The organism is Nonomuraea sp. NPDC049646 (genome assembly GCF_044465525.1).
Classification (GTDB): Bacteria; Actinomycetota; Actinomycetes; order Streptosporangiales; family Streptosporangiaceae; genus Nonomuraea.
The window spans coordinates 24,238-46,844 of the sequence record NZ_JBITLU010000022.1 but is presented as its reverse complement, the minus strand read 5'-3'; the positions used below and the strand labels follow the sequence as shown (position 1 = coordinate 46,844).

19 protein-coding genes are annotated in these 22,607 nt (G+C 71.8%); 6 read left to right on the top strand and 13 right to left on the bottom strand.

Going from position 1 to position 22,607, the window contains the following annotated elements; genetic code table 11:
• Positions 1 to 9: 9 nt before the first annotated feature.
• From purM to ACIBQ8_RS43975, 4 genes are all read right to left on the bottom strand, one after another.
• Positions 10 to 1,035 carry a phosphoribosylformylglycinamidine cyclo-ligase gene (gene purM, locus ACIBQ8_RS43990; protein ID WP_397195113.1) on the bottom strand — a complete coding sequence of 342 codons (1,026 nt, stop codon included), beginning with the start codon at positions 1,033 to 1,035 and terminating at the stop codon, positions 10 to 12.
• The gene (gene purF, locus ACIBQ8_RS43985; protein ID WP_352361025.1) at positions 1,032 to 2,468 is read right to left on the bottom strand and encodes an amidophosphoribosyltransferase; all 1,437 of its coding nucleotides are present in this window, start codon (positions 2,466 to 2,468) and stop codon (positions 1,032 to 1,034) included. The genes purM and purF overlap by 4 nt, the downstream gene beginning before the upstream one ends.
• 51 nt (positions 2,469 to 2,519) lie before the next feature.
• Entirely contained in the window at positions 2,520 to 3,266 is a 747-nt protein-coding gene (locus ACIBQ8_RS43980) for an SDR family NAD(P)-dependent oxidoreductase (protein WP_397195112.1), read from the bottom strand.
• A 92-nt stretch (positions 3,267 to 3,358) separates the two neighbouring features.
• Positions 3,359 to 3,766: a MarR family winged helix-turn-helix transcriptional regulator gene (locus ACIBQ8_RS43975; RefSeq protein ID WP_397195111.1), complete on the bottom strand. Its 408-nt coding sequence runs from the start codon at positions 3,764 to 3,766 to the stop codon at positions 3,359 to 3,361.
• A 1,561-nt stretch (positions 3,767 to 5,327) separates the two neighbouring features.
• Here ACIBQ8_RS43975 and ACIBQ8_RS43970 point away from each other — a divergent pair.
• Complete coding sequence (locus tag ACIBQ8_RS43970; RefSeq protein WP_397195110.1) at positions 5,328 to 5,747, top strand: DUF4190 domain-containing protein; 420 nt, start codon at positions 5,328 to 5,330, stop codon at positions 5,745 to 5,747.
• Here ACIBQ8_RS43970 and ACIBQ8_RS43965 read toward each other — a convergent pair.
• Complete coding sequence (locus ACIBQ8_RS43965; protein ID WP_397195168.1) at positions 5,744 to 6,166, bottom strand: sterol carrier family protein; 423 nt, start codon at positions 6,164 to 6,166, stop codon at positions 5,744 to 5,746. The genes ACIBQ8_RS43970 and ACIBQ8_RS43965 overlap by 4 nt on opposite strands.
• A gap of 129 nt (positions 6,167 to 6,295) precedes the next feature.
• Between ACIBQ8_RS43965 and ACIBQ8_RS43960 the strand changes: the two genes are divergently transcribed.
• Together ACIBQ8_RS43960 and ACIBQ8_RS43955 are read left to right on the top strand one after the other, a co-directional pair.
• Positions 6,296 to 8,368 carry a PhoX family protein gene (locus ACIBQ8_RS43960; RefSeq protein WP_397179244.1) on the top strand — a complete coding sequence of 691 codons (2,073 nt, stop codon included), beginning with the start codon at positions 6,296 to 6,298 and terminating at the stop codon, positions 8,366 to 8,368.
• Between the two features lie 54 nt (positions 8,369 to 8,422).
• Positions 8,423 to 10,303, top strand: a complete 1,881-nt coding sequence (locus ACIBQ8_RS43955) for an ABC transporter ATP-binding protein (protein ID WP_397195109.1) — start codon at positions 8,423 to 8,425, stop codon at positions 10,301 to 10,303.
• On the opposite strand, the gene ACIBQ8_RS43950 is transcribed toward ACIBQ8_RS43955, so the two are convergent.
• The gene (locus tag ACIBQ8_RS43950; protein WP_397195108.1) at positions 10,264 to 11,685 is read right to left on the bottom strand and encodes an MFS transporter; all 1,422 of its coding nucleotides are present in this window, start codon (positions 11,683 to 11,685) and stop codon (positions 10,264 to 10,266) included. The two genes, ACIBQ8_RS43955 and ACIBQ8_RS43950, sit on opposite strands and share 40 nt — an antisense overlap.
• Positions 11,686 to 11,757: 72 nt before the next feature.
• Here ACIBQ8_RS43950 and ACIBQ8_RS43945 point away from each other — a divergent pair, with 72 nt between their 5' ends.
• Positions 11,758 to 12,411 carry a TetR/AcrR family transcriptional regulator gene (locus tag ACIBQ8_RS43945; protein ID WP_397179272.1) on the top strand — a complete coding sequence of 218 codons (654 nt, stop codon included), beginning with the start codon at positions 11,758 to 11,760 and terminating at the stop codon, positions 12,409 to 12,411.
• Positions 12,412 to 12,421: 10 nt separating this feature from the next.
• Positions 12,422 to 13,168 (top strand): methylenetetrahydrofolate reductase, encoded by a 747-nt coding sequence (locus ACIBQ8_RS43940; protein ID WP_397195107.1) that lies wholly within the window; start codon positions 12,422 to 12,424, stop codon positions 13,166 to 13,168.
• On the opposite strand, the gene ACIBQ8_RS43935 is transcribed toward ACIBQ8_RS43940, so the two are convergent.
• Genes ACIBQ8_RS43935 through ACIBQ8_RS43925 form a run of 3 tightly spaced genes read right to left on the bottom strand, consistent with a single transcriptional unit; the run spans position 13,129 to position 17,351 of the window.
• Positions 13,129 to 14,598 (bottom strand): MFS transporter, encoded by a 1,470-nt coding sequence (locus tag ACIBQ8_RS43935; RefSeq protein ID WP_397195106.1) that lies wholly within the window; start codon positions 14,596 to 14,598, stop codon positions 13,129 to 13,131. The genes ACIBQ8_RS43940 and ACIBQ8_RS43935 overlap by 40 nt on opposite strands.
• 45 nt (positions 14,599 to 14,643) lie before the next feature.
• Positions 14,644 to 15,306: a Crp/Fnr family transcriptional regulator gene (locus ACIBQ8_RS43930; protein ID WP_397179248.1), complete on the bottom strand. Its 663-nt coding sequence runs from the start codon at positions 15,304 to 15,306 to the stop codon at positions 14,644 to 14,646.
• A gap of 32 nt (positions 15,307 to 15,338) precedes the next feature.
• Positions 15,339 to 17,351 carry an adenylate/guanylate cyclase domain-containing protein gene (locus ACIBQ8_RS43925; protein WP_397179249.1) on the bottom strand — a complete coding sequence of 671 codons (2,013 nt, stop codon included), beginning with the start codon at positions 17,349 to 17,351 and terminating at the stop codon, positions 15,339 to 15,341.
• A 196-nt stretch (positions 17,352 to 17,547) separates the two neighbouring features.
• Here ACIBQ8_RS43925 and ACIBQ8_RS43920 point away from each other — a divergent pair, with 196 nt between their 5' ends.
• Positions 17,548 to 18,465: a hypothetical protein gene (locus tag ACIBQ8_RS43920; RefSeq protein ID WP_397195105.1), complete on the top strand. Its 918-nt coding sequence runs from the start codon at positions 17,548 to 17,550 to the stop codon at positions 18,463 to 18,465.
• A 146-nt stretch (positions 18,466 to 18,611) separates the two neighbouring features.
• Here the strand turns inward: ACIBQ8_RS43920 and purL are convergent, their stop codons facing one another.
• The 4 genes from purL to purS form a co-directional block, all read right to left on the bottom strand.
• On the bottom strand, positions 18,612 to 20,864 hold the full coding sequence (gene purL / locus ACIBQ8_RS43915; protein ID WP_397195104.1) for a phosphoribosylformylglycinamidine synthase subunit PurL: 2,253 nt from the start codon (positions 20,862 to 20,864) through the stop codon (positions 18,612 to 18,614).
• Positions 20,861 to 21,544 carry a phosphoribosylformylglycinamidine synthase subunit PurQ gene (gene purQ, locus ACIBQ8_RS43910; RefSeq protein ID WP_352361051.1) on the bottom strand — a complete coding sequence of 228 codons (684 nt, stop codon included), beginning with the start codon at positions 21,542 to 21,544 and terminating at the stop codon, positions 20,861 to 20,863. Before purQ ends, purL begins: the two co-directional genes overlap by 4 nt.
• A gap of 140 nt (positions 21,545 to 21,684) precedes the next feature.
• The gene (locus ACIBQ8_RS43905) at positions 21,685 to 22,074 is read right to left on the bottom strand and encodes an ATP-binding protein (protein ID WP_397179252.1); all 390 of its coding nucleotides are present in this window, start codon (positions 22,072 to 22,074) and stop codon (positions 21,685 to 21,687) included.
• Positions 22,075 to 22,295: 221 nt separating this feature from the next.
• Positions 22,296 to 22,541, bottom strand: coding sequence for a phosphoribosylformylglycinamidine synthase subunit PurS (gene purS, locus ACIBQ8_RS43900; RefSeq protein WP_352320496.1), 246 nt, complete (start codon positions 22,539 to 22,541; stop codon positions 22,296 to 22,298).
• Between the last annotated feature and the right edge of the window lie 66 nt (positions 22,542 to 22,607).

Genomic DNA, 22,607 nt, shown 5'->3' with positions numbered 1-22,607 from the left:
CCTCCCGGGTCAGCGGTAGCGGGCCTCGCCCGAGCCCTGGACGATCTCGCCCAGCACCCACGCGTGCAGACCGCGCTCGGCGAGCAGGCGGATCGCCTCGTCGGCCGAGCCGGGCGCCACGACGGCCGCCATGCCCACGCCGAGGTTGAACGTACGGTCCATGTCCTTCTGGGCGATCTGCCCGTGCCCGGCCAGCACCTCGAAGATCGCCGGCGGGGTCCAGGACGACCGGTCGAGCAGCGCGTCGAGGTGGCCGGGCAGCGACCGCGACAGGTTGGCCTCCAGGCCGCCGCCCGTGATGTGCGCGAAGGCGTGCACCTCGGTCGTGCGGGCCAGGTGGAGGCAGTCGAGCGAGTAGACGCGGGTCGGCTCCAGCAGCTCCTCGCCCAGCGGACGGCCCAGCTCGGGCAGCACCGCGTCGAGCGACAGCGACGCCTCGCGCAGCACGTGCCGCACCAGCGAGTAGCCGTTGGAGTGGATGCCGGAGGAGGCCAGCCCGAGGACCACGTCGCCCTCGCGGATCCGGTCGGCGCCCAGCATGGCGTCGGCCTCGACCACGCCGGTGCCGGCTCCGGCCAGGTCGTACTCGTCGGGGCCCATGGCGCCCGGGTGCTCGGCGGTCTCGCCGCCGACCAGCGCCGCGCCGGCCAGCCGGCAGCCCTCGGCCACGCCGCCGACGATCTCGGCGACGCGCTCGGGGACGACCTTGCCGACGGCGATGTAGTCGGTCATGAACAGCGGCTCGGCCCCGCAGACCACCAGGTCGTCGAGGACCATGCCGACCAGGTCGATGCCGATCGTGTCGTGCTTGCCGTAGCGCTGGGCGATCATGACCTTGGTGCCCACGCCGTCGGTGGAGGAGGCGAGCAGCGGACGCCGGTAACGCAGCAGCGCCGAGGCGTCGAAGAGCCCGGCGAAGCCGCTGGCGTCGTCGACCACCTCCGGCCGGCGGGCCCGCGCCACCTTGTCCTTCATCAGGGTGACGGCGCGCTCGCCCGCCTCGATGTCGACGCCGGCGGCCTCGTAGGTACTCACGCTTTGCTCTCCAACACGAACTTGCCCACGTTGTCCTGGTCGATGGGGATCGGGTACGAGCCGTCGAAGCAGGCCCGGCAGAGCCGCTCGGCGGGGATGGTGGTGGCCTTGGTCAGGCCCTCCAGGGAGATGTACCCCAGCGAGTCGGCGCCCAGCGAGGCCCGGATCTCCTCGACCGACAGCGAGCCGGCGATCAGCTCGGCGCGGGTGGCGAAGTCGATGCCGTAGAAGCACGGCCAGGCCACGGGCGGCGAGGAGATGCGGACGTGCACCTCGCGCGCCCCCGCCTCGCGCAGCATCTTCACGATGGCGCGCTGGGTGTTGCCGCGCACGATCGAGTCGTCGACGACCACCAGGCGCTTGCCCGCGACGACCTCGCGCAGCGGGTTGAGCTTGAGCCGGATGCCGAGCTGGCGGATGGTCTGCGAGGGCTGGATGAACGTGCGGCCCACGTAGGAGTTCTTCACCAGGCCCTGGCCGTAGGGGATGCCGCTCTCCTCGGCGTAGCCGACGGCGGCCGGGGTGCCGGACTCGGGCGTGGGGATGACCAGGTCGGCCTCGACCGGGTGCTCGCGGGCCAGCACGCGGCCGACCTCGACCCGGGTGACCTGCACGCCGCGGCCCGCGATCGTGGTGTCGGGACGGGCGAGGTAGACGTACTCGAACAGGCAGCCCTTGGGGTCGGGCAGGGCGAACCGGCGGGACCGGACGCCGTCCTCGTCGATGGTGAGCAGCTCGCCGGGCTCGATCTCGCGGACGAACGTGGCGCCCACGATGTCGAGGGCCGCCGTCTCGGAGGCCACCACCCAGCCGCGCTCCAGGCGGCCCAGGACCAGCGGGCGGATGCCCTGCGGGTCGCGGGCCGCGTAGAGGGTCTTCTCGTCCATGAACACCAGCGAGTACGCGCCCTTGACCTGCGGCAGCAGCTCGGCCGCCGAGTCTTCGATGGAACGCGTGCGGTCCTGGGCCAGCAGCGAGGCCAGGACCTCGGTGTCGGTGGTCGCCCGGGTGGAGCCGGGAGCCAGGCGCTCGGCCAGCTCCGGCGTGTTGATCAGGTTGCCGTTGTGCGCGAGCGCGAGCCCGCCGACCTCGGTGGAGCTGAGGGTCGGCTGCGCGTTCTCCCACACGCTCGAACCCGTGGTGGAGTAACGGCAGTGGCCGATGGCCAGGTGGCCGCGGAGGGTGCCCAGCACCGACTCGTCGAAGACCTGGGCCACCAGGCCCATGTCCTTGTAGACGAGGATGCGGCTGCCCTCGCTGACCGCGATGCCCGCGGACTCCTGGCCGCGGTGCTGCAACGCGTACAGCCCGTAGTAGGTGAGTTTGGAAACTTCCTCGCCTGGTGCCCAGACGCCGAAGACACCACAAGCGTCTTTGGGTGCGCGGTCGTGGGGGTCCAGGTCATGGCCGAGCCGGCCGTCGCCCTTCAGCACATGCCTCAGTTTAGGTTGCGGGCTTCCGTGCTCGCACACCCGGGTGCTTCATCAGCCGGCGTGGGAGGATCTGCCGGCGTTGGATCCGTCGCGGACGAACTCTCCGGTGACGTTGCGGTTCGCCGCCGATCCGAGGAAATGGATCAGCGCCGCCATGTCGTCGGCGGTCGAGAGCCGGCGGCTCGGCGTGCGGGCCGCGACGCGGTCCAGGGCCTCCTGGGTGACCGGGCGCTCGGCCTCGGTGATCGTGAGCCCGGCCACGGCCACGTTGACCAGCACGCCGTCCCTGCCGGCCTCCCAGGCCAGGGCGCGGGCCATGCCGTGCAGGGCCATCTTGGCGGTGCCGTACGGGCCGGGGCCCGGCTGGCCCTCCTCGGCGGCGCCCGAGGAGACGAAGACGATCCGGCCGAAGCCGTTCCTCCGCATCGTGGGCAGCACGGCCTGGACGAGCAGGGCGTTGCCGACGACGTTCGCGTGCAGGGCGGCCGTCCATTCGGCGGCGGGCACGTCCTCAAAGCTCATGCTGTTGGGCATGATCGTGCCCCAGCGGACGGCGTTGAGCACGAGGGCGTCCACCGGGCCCGCCTGGGCGGCGGCGGGCGCGATGGTGGCGTGGTCCTCCAGGTCCAGATGCACGGCCGCCGCCTGGCCGCCCGCCTCCTCGATGCGCTTGACGACCTCGGCGGCGCGGCCGGGCCCGGTGTTGTAGGTGATGGTGACCCGCGCGCCGGCCCTGGCGTAGGCGAGCGCGGTGGCGGCGCCGATGCCGGAGGAGCCGCCGGTGATGAACGCGTGCATGGGGATGCCTCTCTTCGATTAGCCGACTAATTAGCCAGCTAAGTCGCTTTTGGGTGTCGGAGGCAAGAGGGTTTCGCTCTTGGTGAAGAGGGTTACCGGGGGGCCGTGCGGAAGAGGCGGGACAGCAGGGCGCGTTCGGCGTCGTCCAGGCCGTGCTGGAGTTCCTCGTCGGTCCTGGCCCAGATCTCCTCGACCGGCCCGCGCAGCGCCCTGCCCGCCTCAGTCAGATGGACGCGGCCCACCCGCGGGCGGTCGGGGTCGGGGGAGCGGTGGACGAAGCCCGCGCGTTCCAGGCGCTGGAGGGTCTTGGTGACGGTCGGCGGCTCCACGCCCAGCCGGGCGATCAGCTCGCCCTGGGTGAGGCCGTCCTGCCGCCACAGCTGGTTGAGCAGCAGCTCCTGGCCCGTGTGCAGGCCCAGTGGCGCCAGGGCGGCGGCCATCCGGTTGCGGTGGGTCTTCATGACCATGATCAGGGCGTACGTCAGGGTCTCGTCCAGCATGCACTCATCTTGCCCGCCGCCTGCCGCTTTGGCGCATGGTGACCCAAGGATGGCGCCCGTCTTACCGTGTCGTGCGCTTTAGCCGATGCCCTCCGCGAAAAGGTGAAGTATCCGGCATGCAGACCCGTCGGGAGACGCAGACGTGACCACACCTGGGGACCCCAACGAACCCCGCGAGGGGCAGGACCCGCAGCACCCAGAAGGCCACCCCCGCGAGGGCCGGCCCGAATCCGCGCCGCCGCCGGGGCACACGCCCGAATGGTGGCGGGAGGGGGCGGCCGAGGAGGATCGACCGGCGCCAGAGGAGGAGCCGCCGGAGATCGGGCCGTACGAGGGCGGGCCGACGAGCAGCGAGTGGCGCCCGAGCGAGTGGGCCGTCGGCGGCCCGCCCGGCGCGGGCCCGACCGGCGGCGCAGGCACCCCAGAGGGTTGGACCACCCCGGACCACGAACACCCGCCCGGACACGAGCACGCGGCGGGACACGAGCACGCGGGACACGAGCAGGGCTCTGGACGCGAGCATGATGCGGGACACGAGCAGCGGCCCGAGGGTGGGCTGCCTGGGGGTGAAGGAGCTGGGGGGCGGCCCGGGGGCGGGCGGTGGGCGGATGAGTGGCCGTTCGAGGAGGAGCGGCAGGGTGAGGAGGAGCGGGAGGGCGAGGAGCCGATCGCGCCCGTGCCGCCCGTGGTGCCACCGCCGCCGCCTGACGTGCCGCCGTCGCACGAGCCCAGGCCCGGAGGGCGTCCGGACCATCCCGACTTCCCCACCTCGCCCGAGACGCCGGGACCGGCGGAGGGCGGCCCCGGCAGGACGCGGTGGTCCGGCGGGGACGCCGAGGAGACGCAGGTCTATCCGGTGCCCGGCGGCACCCCGGCCTATCCGGGCTGGGGCACGCAACCGGACGAGGAGCCGAGCCGCCCCGCGCCCTCCCGGTACGAGTACGGCGACGTACCCACCTTCGAGCCCCCGCCCACCGGCACCCACGCGGCCAGAGGCCCCGACGAGCCAGCCGCCCGGCCGGGCGGCGCAGAGGGCGGCGCAGAGCGCGGCGCGGCGGGCGGCACGGTGGGCGCTGAGGGCGGCGCTGAACGCGGCGCGGCCCGCGCGGAGGGCGGCGCGGTGGGGGCAGAGGGCGCAGAGGGCGCAGAGGGCGCAGGAGGTGTCGAAGGCCACGGAGGCGCCGTAGGCACGGGCGCCACCGCGGGCGCGGGCGGCGTGCCGGCGCCCCCGGGAGGCGCGGCCGTGCCCCCAGGAGGACCAGGCGCGCCTTACGGCGGCGAAGGAGCTTACGGCCGGCCAGGGGCACCGTACGGCGGCGAAGGAGCCTACGGCGGACCGTCGGCGTCCGGCGGCGGTGCCGGCCCCACGACCCCCGGCGGGGCCTACGGCGGTCCCTCGGAGACCGGCGGGACCCGTGGCGGTCCCACGGCGTCCGGCGGGAGCGGCGAGGGTCCTTACGGCGGGCCGGGGGCCGGTGGTCCGGGTGAGGGGGCCTATGGGGGAGCGGGGGCTTATGAGGGGGCTCCGGGGGCGTACGAGGCTGGGGGGCGGGATGCGTCCGTGCCTGGCACCACGCCCTCCAGCCCCTACGGCGGGCCGCCCGGGTACGGGCCGCCGCCGGGAGCACCCCCCTACGGTCAGTACGGCCCCTACGGCGCCCAGCCGCCCGCGCCGCCCGGCAGCGGCCTGGCCACCGCCTCGCTGGTGCTGGGCGTGGCGAGCCCGTTCCTGGTGTTCGTCTGCTTCACCGGCGTGCTCACGGCGATCCTGTCGATCGTCTTCGGCTGTGTGGCGCTCGCCAAGCGCGTGGGCCGGGGCCGGGCCATCGCCGGGATCGTGATCAGCGCCTTGTCGCTGGTGTTGTTCGCGATCGTCGCGATCTGGTTCTGGAAGGTGGTCCAGGAGTGCGGCCAGCTTCCCGGCCAGCTCGCCGACCAGTGCTTCGAGAGCAAGTTCCCCTGGATGGGCAAGGGCCGCTAGAGCGGCAGGTGGGCTGAGAGGTCGGCGCGGGAGCCGCTGGCCGCGACCGAGCCTCTGGCCACGGCCTCGTCCCAGGTCAGGCGGCCGAGCGCGAGCTCCAGCCAGGTGCGGGCGTCGGTCTCCACCACGTTCGGCGGCGTGCCCCGGGTGTGGCGGGGGCCGGGGACGGCCTGGACGGCCGCGTACGGCGGCACGCGCACCTCGACCGTGCGGCCGGGAGCCGCGGCGGCCAGCTTCTCCAGCAGGTGGCGCACCGCCTGCCTGGCCGCGTCGCGCTCGGGGGTGAGCCCGCGGTCGTAGGCGGTGAGCACCGCGGCGACCAGGGCGTCGGGCAGGGCCGAGGCGGGGCCGTCGTAGGGCGGTTCGTCGAGGGCGACGAGCTGGCCGTCGAGGGCCGCGCGCAGCTTGTCGGGGTCCATCTTGCGTGGTGGCACGGGTCCATTCTCTCGCGGCAAGCGTTCATCGGGACGGAGGTCGTCGTTCACCCCGGGTTTCGTTGACGACCGTAACGTCCCCGCCGTACAACCGCGCACATATCTGGAGGACCTGTGGCGAACCCTGAGGCGGGGCGGCTGCTGCCGCTGCTTTCCACCCCGCACAAAGGTGGCCGATCCGCTCTGACCTGTCAGTTCCGTTGCGGGAACGCGTGCGCGCACGAGGTCGCCAACACGACGGGCAACGCCTACTTCGGCGACGTGGTGAAGGAGGCGATGTCGCGCCGCGGCGTCCTGCGCGCGGGCGCGCTCGGCGCGCTGGTGGCGGGCGTGGGCGTGGCGGGCGCGGTCCCGGCGCTCGCCGACGAGCCGGCGGCGGAGACCGCCGCCGCGCCGGTCGCGGCGGGCGGGCGCCGTCCGGGTGAGATCGCCTTCACCCCGGTGCCGCCGAACAAGGACGACGCGCTGCGCATCCCCGACGGCTACAACTCCTCCGTGGTCGTGCGCTGGGGCGACCCGGTGCTGCCCGACGCGCCGGCCTTCGACTTCGCCAACCAGACGGCCGACGCCCAGAACAAGCAGTTCGGCTACAACTGCGACTACGTGACGTTCTTCCCGATGGGCCACAACCGCGGCCTGCTGTGGGTGAACCACGAGTACACCGACGAGAACCTGATGTTCCGCGGCTACACGGGCGGCGCCGCCGCGACCGAGGAGCAGATCAAGATCGCGCTGGCCGCGCACGGCGGCTCGGTCGTGGAGATCGAGCGGGCGCACGGCACCGGCGAGTGGAAGCTCACCACCAAGGGCCGCCGCCGCTACAACCGGCGCGTCACCGCGCAGACGCCGATGCGCTTCTCCGGCCCCGCCGCCGGTCACGCCCTGCTCAGGACGGCCGCCGACCCCAAGGGCCTGGCGCCGGTGGGCATGCTGAACAACTGCTCGGGCGGTTCCACGCCGTGGGGCACGGTCCTGACCGCCGAGGAGAACTTCGACCAGTACTTCGTCAACGGCGACAAGGTGCCCGAGGCGCAGCGGCCGTACATCTCGCGGTACACGATCACGACGGGCACCCCGGCGAGCAGCCGCCGCTTCGACCGGGTCGAGGAGCGCTTCGACCTGGCCAAGCACCCGAACGAGGCCAACAGGTTCGGGTGGATCGTGGAGATCGACCCGTTCGACCCCGACTCCACGCCGATCAAGCGCACCGCGCTCGGCAGGTTCAAGCACGAGGCCGCCAACACCACCCTCGCCAGGGACGGCCGTCTGGTCGTCTACATGGGTGACGACTCGCGCTTCGAGTACATCTACAAGTTCGTCTCCAAGAACCGGTACATCCCGGGCTTCGACCGTCACAACCGCACCCTGCTGGACGAGGGCACCCTGTACGTCGCCAAGTTCACCGGCGACAGCCCGGCCGCCGAGATCGACGGCTCCGGCAAGCTGCCCTCCGACGGGCTGTTCGACGGCTCCGGCCAGTGGATCCCGCTGGTGTCGGGCGACAAGTCGTACGTGGACGGCATGACCGCCGCCGAGGTGCTGGTCTACACCCGTACGGCGGCCGACAAGGTCGGCGCGACCAAGATGGACCGTCCGGAGGACATGGAGCGCAACCCGGTCACCGGCGGCGTCTACGTGGCCCTGACCAACAACTCCAACCGCACCGCCGCCCAGGTGGACGAGGCCAACCCGCGCCCGTCCAACAAGCACGGTCACGTCCTGGAGGTGGCCGAGCGGCGCAACGACGCGGGCGAGACCACCTTCGCCTGGTCGCTCCCGCTCGTCTGCGGCGACCCGAACGACCCCACGACGTACTTCGCCGGGTTCGACAAGACCAAGGTCTCGCCGATCTCGTGCCCGGACAACGTGACGTTCGACGCCGACGGCAACCTGTGGATCTCCACCGACGGCAACCAGCTCGGCAGCAACGACGGCCTGTTCGTCATGCCGGTGCGCGGCTCCGACCGCGGCCACCTGCGCCAGTTCCTGACGGTCCCGGTCGGCGCCGAGACCTGCGGCCCGCTGGTCACCGAGGACCAGAAGAGCGTGTTCGTGGCCGTGCAGCACCCGGGCGAGATCGACGGCGCGACCCCGGACAACCCGGCCAGCCGCTGGCCCGACGGCGACCAGCCGCGCCCGTCGGTCGCGGTGGTCTGGCACGGCAGGGGCAGGAAGATCGGCAGCTGATCCCGGCGAAAACCAGTTGACCTCAAGTTAACTTGAGGAAATAGTCTCCCATGCATGAGCATGGAAGTGACCGCCTGGCATCAGCTTTACTCGATGAACAACCGGCCGGAGCGTCGCCCGCTGAACAGGGCGACGCTCCGGCGTATCGGCGGGTTCGCCCGTCCCCACCGCCGCAGGATCGTGCTGTTCCTGGTGCTCAGCGTGGTGCTGGCGGGTTTGGCCGTGGTGTCGCCGCTGCTCGCGGGGCGGGTGGTCGACGCGATCTTCAACGGTGAGCCGCTCGGCGTGGTGGTCGTGGTCGCGCTGCTGATCGCCGGCCTGGCGCTCGCCGAGGCCGGGCTCGGCCTGCTGAACCGCTGGCAGTCGGCCACCATCGGCGAAGGGCTGATCCTCGACCTGCGCACGGCGGTCTTCGACCATGTACAGCGGATGCCGGTCGCGTTCTTCATGCGGACGCGCACCGGGGCGCTGGTGAGCCGGTTGAACAACGACGTGATCGGCGCGCAGCGCGCCTTCACCGACACCTTGTCCAGCGTGGCGGGCAACCTGGTGCAGCTCGTGCTGACGCTCACCGTGATGATCGGCATCTCCTGGCAGATCACGCTGCTCGCGCTGCTGCTCCTGCCGGTGTTCGTGCTGCCCGCGCGGCGGATGGGCGTCAGGATCGCGCGGCTGCGGCGCGAGGCCGCCGACCACAACGCCGCCATGGGCACCCAGATGACCGAGCGGTTCTCCGCGCCGGGCGCGACGCTGGTGAAGCTGTTCGGCCGTCCGGCGCGCGAGTCGGCCGAGTTCGCCGCGCGGGCGCGGCGGGTGCGCGACATCGGCGTGCGCTCGGCCATGAACCAGTCGGTGTTCGTCACGGCCCTGACCCTGGTCTCGGCGCTGGCGCTGGCCCTCGTCTACGGCCTCGGCGGCTTCTACGCCCTGCGCGACCAGCTCGAACCCGGCGCCGTGGTGTCGCTGGCCCTGCTGCTGACCCGCCTTTACGCGCCCCTCACCGCCCTGGCCAGCGCCCGGGTGGACGTGATGAGCGCTCTGGTCAGTTTCGAGCGGGTCTTCGAGGTGCTCGACCTCAAGCCGCTGATCCAGGAACGCGCCGGCGCCCGCGACGTCCCCGAGGGTCCGGTCGCGGTCGAGTTCGACGACGTGCGCTTCGCCTACCCCGCCGCCGACAAGGTGTCGCTGGCCTCGCTGGAGGAGGTCGCCACGCTGGACTCGCGGGGCGGCGAGGAGGTGCTGCACGGCATCTCGTTCACGGCCCTGCCGGGCCAGATGGTGGCGCTGGTGGGCTCGTCCGGGGCCGGCAAGTCCACGATCGCCCAGCTCCTGCCCAGGCTGTACGACGTCGACTCCGGCGCGGTCCGCCTCGGCGGCGTGGACGTACGGGACCTGACCTTCGACGCCATCCGCGACACCCTCGGCATGGTCACCCAGGACGGCCACCTCTTCCACGACACGATCAGGGAGAACCTGCTGCTGGCCAGGCCGGCGGCGAGCGAGGAGGAGATCTGGGACGCCCTGTCCAGGGCCCGGCTGCGCACGCTGATCGAGTCGCTGCCCGACGGCCTGGACACGGTGGTCGGCGAGCGCGGCTACCGGCTGTCCGGCGGCGAGCGCCAGCGGCTGACGATCGCCCGGCTCCTGCTGGCCAGGCCGCGCGTGGTGATCCTGGACGAGGCCACCGCCGCGCTCGACTCCACCTCCGAGGCGGCCGTCCAGGAGGCTCTGGGGGAGGCGCTGGCGGGCCGGACCGCCGTGGTGATCGCGCACCGGCTGTCCACCGTGCGGGCGGCCGACCAGATCCTGGTGATCGAGGACGGCCGCGTGGCCGAGCGGGGCACGCACGCCGAACTGCTGGCCATGGGCGGCCGCTACGAGGAGCTGTACCGCACTCAGTTCGACGAGCCGACGGTCGCGGGGGCGGTGGCCTGAGGCTCGTCCATAACCGGCGGGCGGCGGGACGGGCGCAGCGCGTACAGGCCGAGGGGGACGGCGGCCAGCACGATCACCGCCGCGATGACGAGCGTGAACTGGTAGGCGTCGAGGAAGGCGGCCAGCGGCGGCTGGTCGCTCCCGCTCTGGCGGGAGCCGAGGATCGCGCCCAGCACGGTGATGCCGAGCAGGCCGAACACCTCGCGCGAGACGTTCAGCACGCCTGAGGCCACGCCCGCCCTGTCCTTGGGCAGGCCGCCGAGGATCGCCGAGGTCAGCGGCACCAGCAGGCCGCCGCCGAGGCCGTAGAGCAGGAACCAGGGGGCCACGTCGGCGTAGTCGCCGTCGGCGCCGACGCCGGAGATCAGGTAGATCGCCGCGCCCATGAGCGCCATGCCGAGCGCCACCGTGCGCCCGGTGCCGAGCCGCGCGGAGATCCGCTGGGACGTGATGGCGACGACCGCCATGACCAGGGCCATCGGCACGAACGCCAGGCCGGCCTGCGTGGGGGAGAAGCCGAGCACGTTCTGCAGCCACAGGGCGCTGAAGAAGTAGATGCCGAACACGCCGAACGACCAGATGCCCATGGTCAGCGCGCCGCCGCTGAACACCCGCGAGCGGAAGAGCGACAGGTCGATCATCGGGCGCTCGGAGCGCGTCTCGACCAGCGCGAACGCCAGGGCGGCCGCCGCCGCGAGCCCGAACGCCGCCAGGATCTCGGCCGACGTCCATCCGGCGCGGTCGCCCTCGATGAGCGCGTAGGTGAGGGAGACCAGCGCGAGCGCCGAGGTGGCCAGGCCGGGCCGGTCGAGCCGGTGCCGACGGCGGGTGAAGGCCGGCCGGACCGCCCACAGGGCCAGGCCGAGCGTGGCGATCCCGATCGGCACGTTGATCAGGTAGATCCAGCCCCAGTGCAGGTGCTCGCTGATGAAACCGCCGGCCGCCGGGCCGAGCGCCATGGACAGCGCCCCGGACGCGCTCCAGACGCCCACGGCCCTGCCGCGCTCGCCGGGCTCGGGGAAGATCTGGCTGATCAGGGTGAGCGACGTGGGCGTGAGCAGCGCCGCCCCCACGCCCTGGACGGCCCGCGCCGCGATCAGCGCGCCGCCCGAGGTGGCCAGCCCGGCGCCCAGCGAGGCCGCGGTGAAGACCGAGAGCCCGGCCAGGAACACCACGCGGGCCCCGAACAGGTCCGCGAGCCGCCCGCCGACCAGCATGAGCCCGGCGAAGACCAGGATGTACGAGCTCACGATCCACTCCAGCCCGGAGATCGTCAGCCCGAGCTCCCGCTGGATCGTCGGCAGCGCGACGTTCCCCACGTTGTTGTCGAGATAGGTCATGAAGGTGCCCAATGTCACGGCACCCAGCGCCCACCATCGCATGTCGCAACCCCCTATACGCCGTACTTGTACGCCGTACAGTTCAACTTGTACGGCGTATAGTTGTCAACCGTGATGGGAAAACTGGGCGCACGGGCCATCGCCGAGCGGGCGCTGGAGATCGGCGACACCGAGGGGCTCGACGCCGTGACGATCCGCCGGCTGGCGACCGACCTGGGCGTGACGCCGATGGCCCTCTACTGGCACTTCAAGAACAAGGACCAGCTCCTGGTCGGCATGGCCGACCACCTGATCGGCGGCTTCGTGCCGGAGCCGGCCGACGAGCGGCCCTGGCAGGACCAGCTCCGCGACCTGACGCAGGGGCTCATCAGGGTTCTGCGCACCCATCCCTGCGCCAAGAACGTCATCGAGCAGATCGACCCGATCTCCGTCCCGAACTTCCTGGTCGTCTGGGACAAGGCGCTGGGCCTGGCCCGTACGGCCGGGTTCGACGTGGAGGAGAGCTGCCTGATCACCAAGTACCTGCTGCAGAGCGCCCTGGCGATCGCCGACGCGCCCGTGCACCTCAAGGCGGGCCGGACCGGCGAGGAGATCGCCGAGATGGTCAGGGTCAAGCGGGCCGGCCTCCAGTCGCTGCCGCCCGAGAAGTACCCGCACCTGGTCGAGATGGCCTCACCGCTGGTCGCGAGCGCCGACCCGGCCTTCTACGACTCCTTCGGCGTCGATCTCGTGCTGCGCGGCATCGAGGCGCTGGCCGCCGGGCGTTAGGGTCGGGATCATGCCTTTCGAGCTGGTCTGCGAGATCGAACCGCCCACCAAGCCCGATCTGAAGCGCGTACGCCACCAGATCGGCACGCTCAGCCAGGTCGCCCACTCGTTCCTGATCCCCGACAACCACATCGGCCGGGCCACCGTGTCCAGCGTGGCCGTGGCCCACGAGGTGGAGGCGATGGGCGGGCGCAGCATCGCCTGTCTCAACTCCCGCGACCGCAACCTGCTCGGCTTCCACCGCGACCTGCTGACGGCCGCGGCGTACGGCGTCGACCAGTTCCTGTTCGTCCACGGCGACAAGCCCGCCAGCGGCAGCCGGACCAGCGACCTGACGGTCCGCTCGATGATCGAGGAGGCCAGGGGCTTCTCGCCGGCCTTCCGCGTCGGCGCGGCGGCCGGGCTGCGCCCGCTGCCCGCCTGGAAGCGCACGGCCGACTTCCTGTTCGCCCAGGTCAGCTTCTCGGTCGAGGCGCAGGTCCGGTGGCGCGAGGCCAACCAGGTCGACGTGCCGGTCTACGCGGGCGTCATGGTGCTGGCCAGCGAGCGCCACGCCCGTACGCTGGCCGCCGCCATCCCCGACATCGCCCTGCCCGGCGAGCTGGTCGAGCGGGTGGCCGCCGACCGCATGGCGGGCGTCGAGGCGGCCTGCGAGCAGGTGTTCGCGCTGCGCGACTCGGGCGCGTTCGACGGCGTGCACCTCATCCCGGTCTCGCGCTACCGCGACGTGGAGTCCAGGCTCGCCGGAGCCCTCTGAGACCTGGCGAGCGCGGCCAGCACCGCGCCGGCCAGCGCCACGGCGAACAGCACCGCGTACGCCCGCTGGAAGCCGTCCATGAGCTGCCCGACGGCCACCGGGGAGAGCGTGGACAGCGTGCCCGCGTACACCTGGGCGCGCAGCGCCGGGCCCACCGAGCTGGTCACGACGCTGAGCGACAGGCCCACGCTGATCACGATGCCGACGTTCATGATCATGACGCGGAAGCCGTTGACCACGCCCAGGCTGCCGCTCGGCAGGGCGGCCATGACCTGGGTGGTGTTGCCGGTCAGGAACGTCCCGCTGCCGCAGCCGGCCACGAACAGGGCGATCCCCGTCACCCAGTACGGCGTCGCCGGGTCGGCCGTCAGCATGAGCGCGCCGAGCCCGAGCGCGCTCATCGCCGCGCCGCCGATCGACAGCCCGTACGGCGAGACCCGCGGCCCGAGCAGCCCCGCGATCGGCGAGGCCAGCCCGATGCCCACCGGCACCGGCAGCACGCTCAGCCCGGCCGAGAACGCGTCGAGCCCGCGCGCCGCCTGGAAGTAGAGCGCGACCACCAGGATCAGCGCGGACCGCGCGAGCGCGTTGCAGAAGGAGGCCAGGTTCGCGTAGGCCAGCAGCCGGCCGCCGAACAGCCGCAGGTCCAGCACCGGGTTCAATGAGCGCCGCTCGGCCAGCACGATCAGCGGCACCAGCAGCACGAACAGCGCCGCCCCCGTCAGGACGACCGGGCTGGTCAGGCCGCCCGACCCGGCCTCGTTGACCGCCAGCAGCACGGCCGACAGCGCGGCGAACACCAGCACGTTGCCGAGCGCGTCCACCGGCTGCCTGGGCCTCTTCGGCATCTTGCGCAGGATCACCGCGCCCCAGCCGAGCGCGACCAGCCCGGCGGGCACGTTCACCCAGAAGATCCACTGCCAGCCGGCGGTCTCGGCGATCAGGCCGCCGAGCGTCGGGCCGGCGAGCTGGGCCACCGACAGCGTGCCGATGTAGACGCCCATGCCCTGGCTGAGCCGTTCGGGCGGGAACGCGTCGGTGATGATCACCGTGCCGTTGGCCAGGATCATGGCCGAGCCGATCGCCTGGAGCACGCGCATGCCGACCAGGAACCAGACGTCCGGCGACAGCCCGGCCAGCAGCGAGGCCACGGTGAACAGGGCGAAGCCCGCCAGGTACACCTCGCGCCTGCCGAGCAGGTCGGCGACCCGGCCGAAGAACACCAGGCTCGCGGTGTTGACCAGCAGGAACGCCAGCAGGATCCATCCCGACTGCGTCGCGTCGGCGTGGAAGTGCCGCACGACGGTCGGCAGCGCGACGTTGAGCGTGCTGCCGGCGATGCCGATGAGGACGAGGCCCAGGCTGGTGACCGAGCACACGCGCCAGGCGTAGCGCATGCGGGTGCCGGCTTCGGGGGTGACCGCGACCATGCCTCCCACTATGACGTACGACGTACGTCCGTTTTGTACCAGGGGTCACCTGGCTCGCTTGCGTAACCCCTCGACGTCGTGGATGACCACCCGGCGCCGGCCGGTCTCGATCAGCCCGCGGTCGCGCAGGCTCCGCAGCGCCTTGCTGACCGCCTCCCGCGAGGAACCCGTCCAGCCGGCCAGCTCGTCCTGGCTGAGCGGCAGGGCCACGCGCACGCCGGTGCTGGTGCGCTCGCCGTACCGGTCGGCCAGTTCGAGCAGCCGGGTCGCCACCCGGCCGGTGGTGTCGAACGCGCCGTACTCGACCCGCTTGCGGTCGGCGTCGCGCAGCCGGCCGACGAGGAGCTGCAGGAGCAGGACGGCGATGCGGCCGTGCGCGGCCAGGAAGCCGCTGAAGTCGCGGACCACGATGCCCTGGATCGGCTCCAGCGCGGTCACGGTGGCCGAGCGGGGCGAGCCGTCCACGGCCGACATGTCGCCCAGCAGCGCCCCTGGACCGCGTACCGCGAGGACCACCTCGGTGCCGCTGCTGGTGTGCGAGGACACCTTGACGCGGCCCTCCGTCAGCACGAGCACCCAGTCGGCCGTGTCGCCCTCGGTGATCACCGTCGTGCCGCGGTCCCACCGGCGCGGGCGCCCGGCGGCGCGCAGCGCCTCGATCTCCTCGGCGGTGAGCATGGAGAGGAACTCGCCGGGCTCTGGATCCATGCGCCGATTATGTACGCACGGCTATTGCCGTTCTATGGCATTCCAGTCAGAACGTACGCGGCCACGAGTTCCTCCCTGCCCTTGAGGCTGAGCCGTCCGAGGGCGTTCACCGAGGCGTCGCGGCCGAGCTGCCTGAGGGTCGTCTCGCCGATCACCACCGTCCCCGGCTCGGCCAGGGCCTGGAGCCTGGCGGCCACGTTGACGCAGTCGCCCATCGCGTTGAAGCCGCGTAACTCGGGGCTGCCGATGTTGCCGACCAGCGCGGGGCCGGTGTTGACGCCCACCCGGAAGGTCGGCCACTCCACCTCGTCCACGCGTCTCCAGGCCATCTCCTCGGCCACCTCGGCGGCGGCCCGCTGCATCTCCAGCGCGGCCCGGCAGGCCGCCCTGGCGTGACCGGCCTGCGGGGCGGGCGCGTTGAACAGGGCCAGCATCGCGTCGCCGACGAACTGCACGATCGTGCCGCCGTTGTTCAGCACGCACGGGACGGCGGCCGTGTGGTAGCGGTTGAGCATCTCGACGATCTCGCCGGGCGCGACCTGCTCGGAGAACGAGGTGAACCCCTTGAGGTCGGCGAAGAGCGCGGTCAGCTCCCGCAGCTCGCCGCCGAGCGCCGCCCGCGCCGGGTCGGCGAGCAGGGCGTTGGCCACGTCGGGCGACATGTACTGGCGGAAGAGGGTGTCCAGCTCCTGGTAGAGGCGGGCGTTCTCCAGCGAGATGGACAACTGGCCGGCGAGCGTGGCGGCCAGCGCCTCGTCGTGGCCGCCGCGGCCCACCGGCACCTCCAGCACGCCGGCGAGATGGCCCCTGACCGTGAGCGGGTAGGCCAGCCGGTGGTCGCGGCGGATCGGGGCGTCGCCCTCGAACTCGTACGCGCGGGAGCCGATCTGGGTCTTCCCCTCCGACACCAGTGCGATCTTGACGTCTCCGTACGCCTGCCTGACCCGGTCGAGCGCGGTGGTCAGCAGCTCGCCCTCCGGCAGGCCCACGCGGGTCTGCGCGCTCACCGCCACCAGCGCGGCCAGCCGCTCCGACAGCTCACGCTCGTGGGCCAGCGCCGTCCCGGCCCGGTCGAGCACGGCGGCCTGGCTCTCGTTGAGCCGGAACTTGCCCGACAACCGGGCCGCGGCCAGCGGCTCGCCCCGGCGTACGTGCTCGACCAGCTCCTCCAGGGCCTGGTCGTAGTCCTGCTGGAGGCGGGCGACGGTCGCCGCCAGCGTCACCGAGTCGAACAGCCCCGCGCTCGACCCCTCGCGCCGGAACTGCAGGTAGGCGCTGTAGGCCACGAACACGAAGGCGAGGGTGAGCAGCGCGTGCCACTCCCACCACGTCAGGTGCCAGTTGAGCTGCGACATCCCGGCGACCATCGCCTCGGCCAGCAGCGCGTACGCGGTGATCAGGCTGACCAGCATGGCCGACGGACGGCGGCGATGCAGCAGGAACATCAGCACGCCGGCCGCGCCGTACAGCAGGACGCCGGGGATCGAGGCAGGGCCCAGCCAGCTCATCGGCGCGACCGGCGGCGGCCGGCTGAGCTCGGTCAGCTCGGGCACCAGCGAGACCAGCGCCCACAGCAGCATGAACCCGAACAGCACCGCCCGGAGGAAGTGCTGCCCCGCCAGGACGCTCCTGGCGGCCCGCTCGCCCAGCGGCAGGGCCGAGGCGAACGCGAACATCGAGGCGATGGTGAGCCCCACCTGCTGGCCGAGGTCGAAGCCCAGCGAGCCGGTCGGCAGGATGATCCCGGGGGTGGCCAGGCCGTGCAGGAGGAAGAAGCCCGCGCTGCTGAGGAACACCATGGAGACCAGGAAGAGCCGGGCGTCCTGACGGCGGCGCGCGGCCTCGGTGATCAGCCCGCCGAGCGCCACGTTGATCCCGGCCACCGCGAGGATCATCCAGAAGTGCCCCGCGTTGTGCTGCCAGACGACGTTGAGGTGCGGCTGGGCGAGCAGCAACCAGAGCCCCAGCAGGGGAAGGGCGAGGTGGATGACCCAGACCACGCCTCGGACGGGCTGCGTGGCCGGCGGCAGGTAGGTGCTGGGCACAGACCCGATTATGCACGCGGGATCGCCGCCGCCAATGCGTCCTTTTACCCACTGCGACGACGACAGTCGGTCAATCCGGTCAGTAACCCTCCGTTTCGTGACAAATACGTTATGTAGTTTCTGCCAACCTTTGGAACGGTTGAAACGTGAATCTCATGCATCACCTGAGCATCACTCGTTCCCTGGAAGGAAAGCCGTGGCTATCAAGGTTCGCGGTGGGCGTACGCTCACCCTCGCCACTGTCGGAGCGCTCGCCGCCTCGCTCCTCGCCGTCGGTGGCGTGGCCACCGCCTCGTCGGCGGCGAGCGAGGTGTACGCCTGCGTGCACAAGAAGACGCGGTACGTCCGCATCGTCAACCCGACCACGCCGTGCCGCAAGACCGAAGAGCGGATCGTGATCGGCGGCAGCACGACGCAGCTGAACGGCGGCACCTCCGGCCCCAAGGGCGACCAGGGCCCCCAGGGCAAGCAGGGCCTCAAGGGCGACACCGGCGCGCAGGGCCCGCAGGGCCCGAAGGGCGACACGGGCCCGGTGGGCCCCCAGGGCAAGCAGGGTCTCCCCGGCAAGGACGGCCAGGACGGCAAGCAGGGCCTCCCCGGCAAGGACGGCAAGGACGGCCTCCCGGGCAAGGACGGCCAGGACGGCAAGCAGGGCCTTCCCGGCAAGGACGGCAAGGACGGTCTTCCCGGCAAGAACGGCCAGGACGGCAAGAACGGCCTCCCTGGCAAGGACGGCAAGGACGGCGAGCGCGGCCCGGCGGGCCCCCAGGGTCCCCAGGGCCCCAAGGGTGAGCCCGGCAAGGACGGCGCCGGCGCCACGTACGCCACCTACACCAACGACGCCTCCATCAACGGCCTCGGCTCGGTGACCGCCTCCTGCGACAAGGGCGGCACCCCCACCGGCGGCGGCTTCTCCTTCGGCACCCTGAAGAACGCCGAAGTCATGGGCAGCTACCCCGGCGCCTCCGGCTGGACGGTCACCGTCGCCAAGGACGACAACGGCGGCGGCAACAACCTCACCGCCGACACGCAGAGCACCCAGAGCCACGGTGGCGGCAACAACGGCACCAGCGTCTCCGGCAAGGTGTTCGTCGTCTGCATCAAGAAGGTCTGACGACCAGAGAAGGTCTGACGACCAGAGAAGGTCTGACGACCAGAGAAGGTCTGACGACCAGAGAAGGTCGAATGACCAAGAAGGTCTGACAACGCTGAAAGGGCCGGTGCGGGGTCATCCCGCACCGGCCCTTCTCGTTGCGAACGTCAGCCGAACAGCGCCGGAAGCGTCGCCGAGTGGGTCTCGCGGAGCTCCTCGACCCCCACCTCGAACACGCCCTCGACCACCAGCGACGCCCCGCCGGTGACCCCGAGCCCGTAGCACGGCACCTCGTGCCGCCCGCACAGCGCCGCGAACTCCTCGAACGCCTCCGGCCGCACCACGACCAGGGCCCGCGCGGCCGACTCGCTGAACAGGTCGGTGAACGGCTCGCCGCTCAGCGCCACCGTGGCCCCGATGCCGCGGGCCAGGCACGACTCGGCCAGAGCCACGGCCAGCCCGCCGTCGGACAGGTCGTGCGACCCCTCCAGCAGCCCGCGGGCGGCGGCCTCGACCAGCACGGTCGCCAGCGCCTGCTCGGCCTCCAGGTCGGCGTGCGGCGGCAGGCCGCCCAGGTGGCGGTGGGCCACGTGCGCCCACTCCGAGCCGCCGAACTCCTCGGCGGTGTCGCCGAGCAGCACCACCCGCAGCCCCTCGGCGGTGAACCCCGACGGCACCCGCTTGGCCACGTCGTCGATGACGCCGAGCACGCCCACGACCGGCGTGGGGTTGATGGCCGTCGAGCCCGTCTGGTTGTAGAAGGAGACGTTCCCGCCGGTCACCGGCACGCCGAGGGTGCGGCAGGCGTCGGCGAGCCCGCGTACGGCCTCGGCGAACTGCCACATGACCTCGGGGTCCTCCGGCGAGCCGAAGTTGAGGCAGTTGGTGACGGCGAGCGGCTTGGCGCCGGTCACGGCCACGTTCCGGTACGCCTCGGCCAGCGCGAGCTGCGCCCCCGCGTAGGGGTCGAGCTTGGCGTAACGGCCGTTGCCGTCGGTGGACAGCGCGATGCCCCGCGTCGTCGGCTCGGCCCCGGCGATGACCTCGGAGATGCGCAGCATCCCGGCGTCGGCGGGCTGGGCCAGCACGGTGTTGGAGCGGACGTAGCGGTCGTACTGGGAGGTCACCCACTCCTTGGAGGCCAGGTTGGGCGAGCCGAGGAGCTGCAGCAGGGTGGCCCGCAGGTCGTCGGGGCGCGCCAGCCGGTCGGGGGTGTCGGCGTTGAGCGCGCCCTGCCCGGCCGGCTCGTGGTAGGGACGCTCGTAGACCGGGCCCTCGTCGGCGGCGGTGCCCGGCGGGATGTCCACGATGACCTCGCCGTCCCAGGTCATCACCAGGCGGCCGGTGTCGGTGACCTCGCCGATGACGGTGGCCGGGACGTCCCACTTGGCGCAGATCGCCATGAACGCGGGGATGTCGTCGGGCCGGACCACGGCCATCATCCGCTCCTGGGACTCGCTCATCAGGATCTCCTCGGGCTTGAGCGAGGAGTCGCGGAGCGGGACCAGGTTGAGGTCGACCTTCATGCCGCCGGTGCCCTTGGCGGCCAGCTCGGTCGTGGCGCAGGAGACGCCGGCCGCGCCGAGGTCCTGGATGCCGACGACCACGTCGGCCGCGTAGAGCTCCAGGCAGCACTCGATGAGCAGCTTCTCCATGAACGGGTCGCCCACCTGCACGGCGGGCCGCTTGGCCTGCGACTCGTCCTCGAACGTCGCCGAGGCCAGCACGGACGCGCCGCCGATGCCGTCGGGACCCGTGGACGCGCCGAACAGCACGACCTGGTTGCCCGGCCCCGGCGCGGTGGCCAGCTTGATCTGGTCTTTGCGCAGCAGGCCGACGCACAGCGCGTTGACCAGCGGGTTGCCGATGTAGCAGGGGTCGAAGACGACCTCGCCGCCGATGTTGGGCAGGCCCAGGCAGTTGCCGTAGTGGCTGATGCCCTCGACCACGCCGGGCAGCACCCGCCGGGTGTCCACGGCGTCGGCGCCGCCGAAGCGCAGGGCGTCCATGACGGCGATCGGGCGGGCGCCCATCGACATGATGTCGCGCACGATCCCGCCGACGCCGGTGGCCGCGCCCTGGTGCGGCTCGACGTAGGACGGGTGGTTGTGCGACTCGATCTTGAACGTGGCCGCCCAGCCGTCGCCGATGTCGACGACGCCCGCGTTCTCGCCCATGCCCACGAGCAGCGCCTCGGACTTGGGCGCCTTGGTGGCGAACTGCCGCAGATGCACCTTGGACGACTTGTACGAGCAGTGCTCGGACCACATGACGCTGTAGATGGCCAGCTCCGAGCCGGTGGGACGGCGACCCAGGATCGCCTTGACCCGGTCGTACTCGTCCTGCTTCATCCCCAGCTCGGCGAAGGGCATCGGCTCGTCGGGGGTCTCGGCGGCCCGCTTGACGTTGTCGGTGCTCATGCGTTCACCAGATTCTTCAGGATGGACGTGAAGAAGCCGAGCCCGTCGGTGCTCGGCGCGCCGACCAGCTCCTCCACGGCGTGCTCGGGGTGCGGCATGAGGCCGACCACGTTGCCCGCCTCGTTGCGGATGCCGGCGATGTCGTTGAGCGAGCCGTTGGGGTTGCCCCCGGCGTAGCGCACGACGACGTGGCCGCCGGACTCCAGCTCGGCCAGCGTCTCCTCGGAGGCGACGTAACGGCCCTCGCCGTGCTTGACCGGCAGCACGATCTCCTGGCCGCGCTCGAAGGAGCCGGTCCAGGCGGTGGCGGTCTGCTCCACCGTGAGCCGCTGGTCGCGGCAGACGTAGTGGAGCGAGGCGTTGCGGGTGAGCGCGCCGGGCAGCAGGTGGGCCTCGCAGAGGATCTGGAAGCCGTTGCAGGTGCCGATGACCGGCAGACCGGCCTTGGCGGCCGGGACGAGCTCGTCCATCAGCGGGGCGAACTTGGAGATCGCGCCGCAACGCAGGTAGTCGCCGTAGGAGAAGCCGCCGGGCAGGAAGACGGCGTCGACTCCCTTCAGGTCGTGGTCGGCGTGCCACAGCGGGACCGCCTGCGCGCCCACGAGGCGCACGGCTCTGGCGGCGTCCTGGTCGTCGAGAGTTCCTGGAAACGTGACTACGCCCACACGGGCAGCGCTCATGACAGTCGTCCCCTCCGAGGAATGCGCACGCGCGTGCCACCGTCTCTTTGGGGGCGGACGGCGGTCTACGGCGGTGTACTCAGATTATCGGGTGCGCGGCTGTGTTCCGGGCAGCGGGTCGGCCCCGGGTCGGACAGCGGTCAGACGGCGGCCAGCTCGCGGTGACGGGCGCCCTCGGCCTCGTCGTCCCAGGCGAGCGTCTTGCGCAGGTGGACCGTCGTGCCGCGGCCGGGCGTGGTGCCGAAGGAGATCTCGTCCACGACGGACCGCATGATGAGCAGGCCGCGGCCGTTCTCGGTGTCGGGCGGAGGGAAGTGCAGCGGCATCGACGGGAGGCCGTCGCCGCTGTCGGCGACGCGCACGTCGCAGCGGCCGTAGCCGATCGACGCCGAGACCTCGTAACGGTTGGCGGGGCCGCCGTGTCGCACCGCGTTGGAGCACGCCTCGGAGACGGCGAGCAGCATGTCGGCGATGCAGGTCTCACTCACGTTGAGTGATCGCATCGCGTCGCCAAGCACTCGCCTGACCATCGGTATGCCGATCGCATCCCGAGGCAGCGCCAACGAGAACTCAATATCCACCGGACTCCTCCGGGCTCCGGAATGTCACCTGGAGTAGGTTTCCCTGTGAAATCGGGGCTAACCGCAAAATCACGTTGTTGTTATTTAGTGTTGGCACGCCCGTGGCATTGTGGCATGCCCGAACGCGACTTTAACTCACCAGGGGTAAAACCAGGCATCAAATGTGCCTTCTACCCCTCAACCCGGACGCTGTAGTCCTCGATCACGGTGTTGGCCAGGAGTGTCTCGGCCATCTTCCGTACCTCGTCGAGGGCCGCCTCGTCGGCCGGGCCCTCCAGCTCGACCTCGAACCGCTTGCCCTGACGGACCGCCGAGACGCCGGAGAAACCGAGCCTCGGCAGCGCCCTGGCGATGGCCTGGCCCTGCGGGTCGAGGATCTCGGGCTTGAGCATGACGTCGACGATGACGCGCGCCACTACGTTCCTCCTGGGTGGAGTGGGTGCTTGGGAAAGCAAGCCTACCGGCGCGCATGGCCGTCAACA

What these genes read in the sequence shown, in the direction of transcription:
- ACIBQ8_RS43980 (WP_397195112.1), bottom strand. Translation starts at nt 3,266, where the DNA reads ATGCACGCGTTCATCACCGGCGGCTCCTCCGGCATCGGCGCCGCCACC.
- ACIBQ8_RS43975 (WP_397195111.1), bottom strand. Translation starts at nt 3,766, where the DNA reads ATGCTGGACGAGACCCTGACGTACGCCCTGATCATGGTCATGAAGACC.
- ACIBQ8_RS43965 (WP_397195168.1), bottom strand. Translation starts at nt 6,166, where the DNA reads ATGGACCCCGACAAGCTGCGCGCGGCCCTCGACGGCCAGCTCGTCGCC.
- ACIBQ8_RS43955 (WP_397195109.1), top strand. Translation starts at nt 8,423, where the DNA reads ATGAGCATGGAAGTGACCGCCTGGCATCAGCTTTACTCGATGAACAAC.
- ACIBQ8_RS43950 (WP_397195108.1), bottom strand. Translation starts at nt 11,685, where the DNA reads ATGCGATGGTGGGCGCTGGGTGCCGTGACATTGGGCACCTTCATGACC.
- ACIBQ8_RS43945 (WP_397179272.1), top strand. Translation starts at nt 11,758, where the DNA reads ATGGGAAAACTGGGCGCACGGGCCATCGCCGAGCGGGCGCTGGAGATC.
- ACIBQ8_RS43940 (WP_397195107.1), top strand. Translation starts at nt 12,422, where the DNA reads ATGCCTTTCGAGCTGGTCTGCGAGATCGAACCGCCCACCAAGCCCGAT.
- ACIBQ8_RS43935 (WP_397195106.1), bottom strand. Translation starts at nt 14,598, where the DNA reads ATGGTCGCGGTCACCCCCGAAGCCGGCACCCGCATGCGCTACGCCTGG.
- ACIBQ8_RS43930 (WP_397179248.1), bottom strand. Translation starts at nt 15,306, where the DNA reads ATGGATCCAGAGCCCGGCGAGTTCCTCTCCATGCTCACCGCCGAGGAG.
- purL (WP_397195104.1), bottom strand. Translation starts at nt 20,864, where the DNA reads ATGAGCACCGACAACGTCAAGCGGGCCGCCGAGACCCCCGACGAGCCG.
- purQ (WP_352361051.1), bottom strand. Translation starts at nt 21,544, where the DNA reads ATGAGCGCTGCCCGTGTGGGCGTAGTCACGTTTCCAGGAACTCTCGAC.
- ACIBQ8_RS43905 (WP_397179252.1), bottom strand. Translation starts at nt 22,074, where the DNA reads ATGGTCAGGCGAGTGCTTGGCGACGCGATGCGATCACTCAACGTGAGT.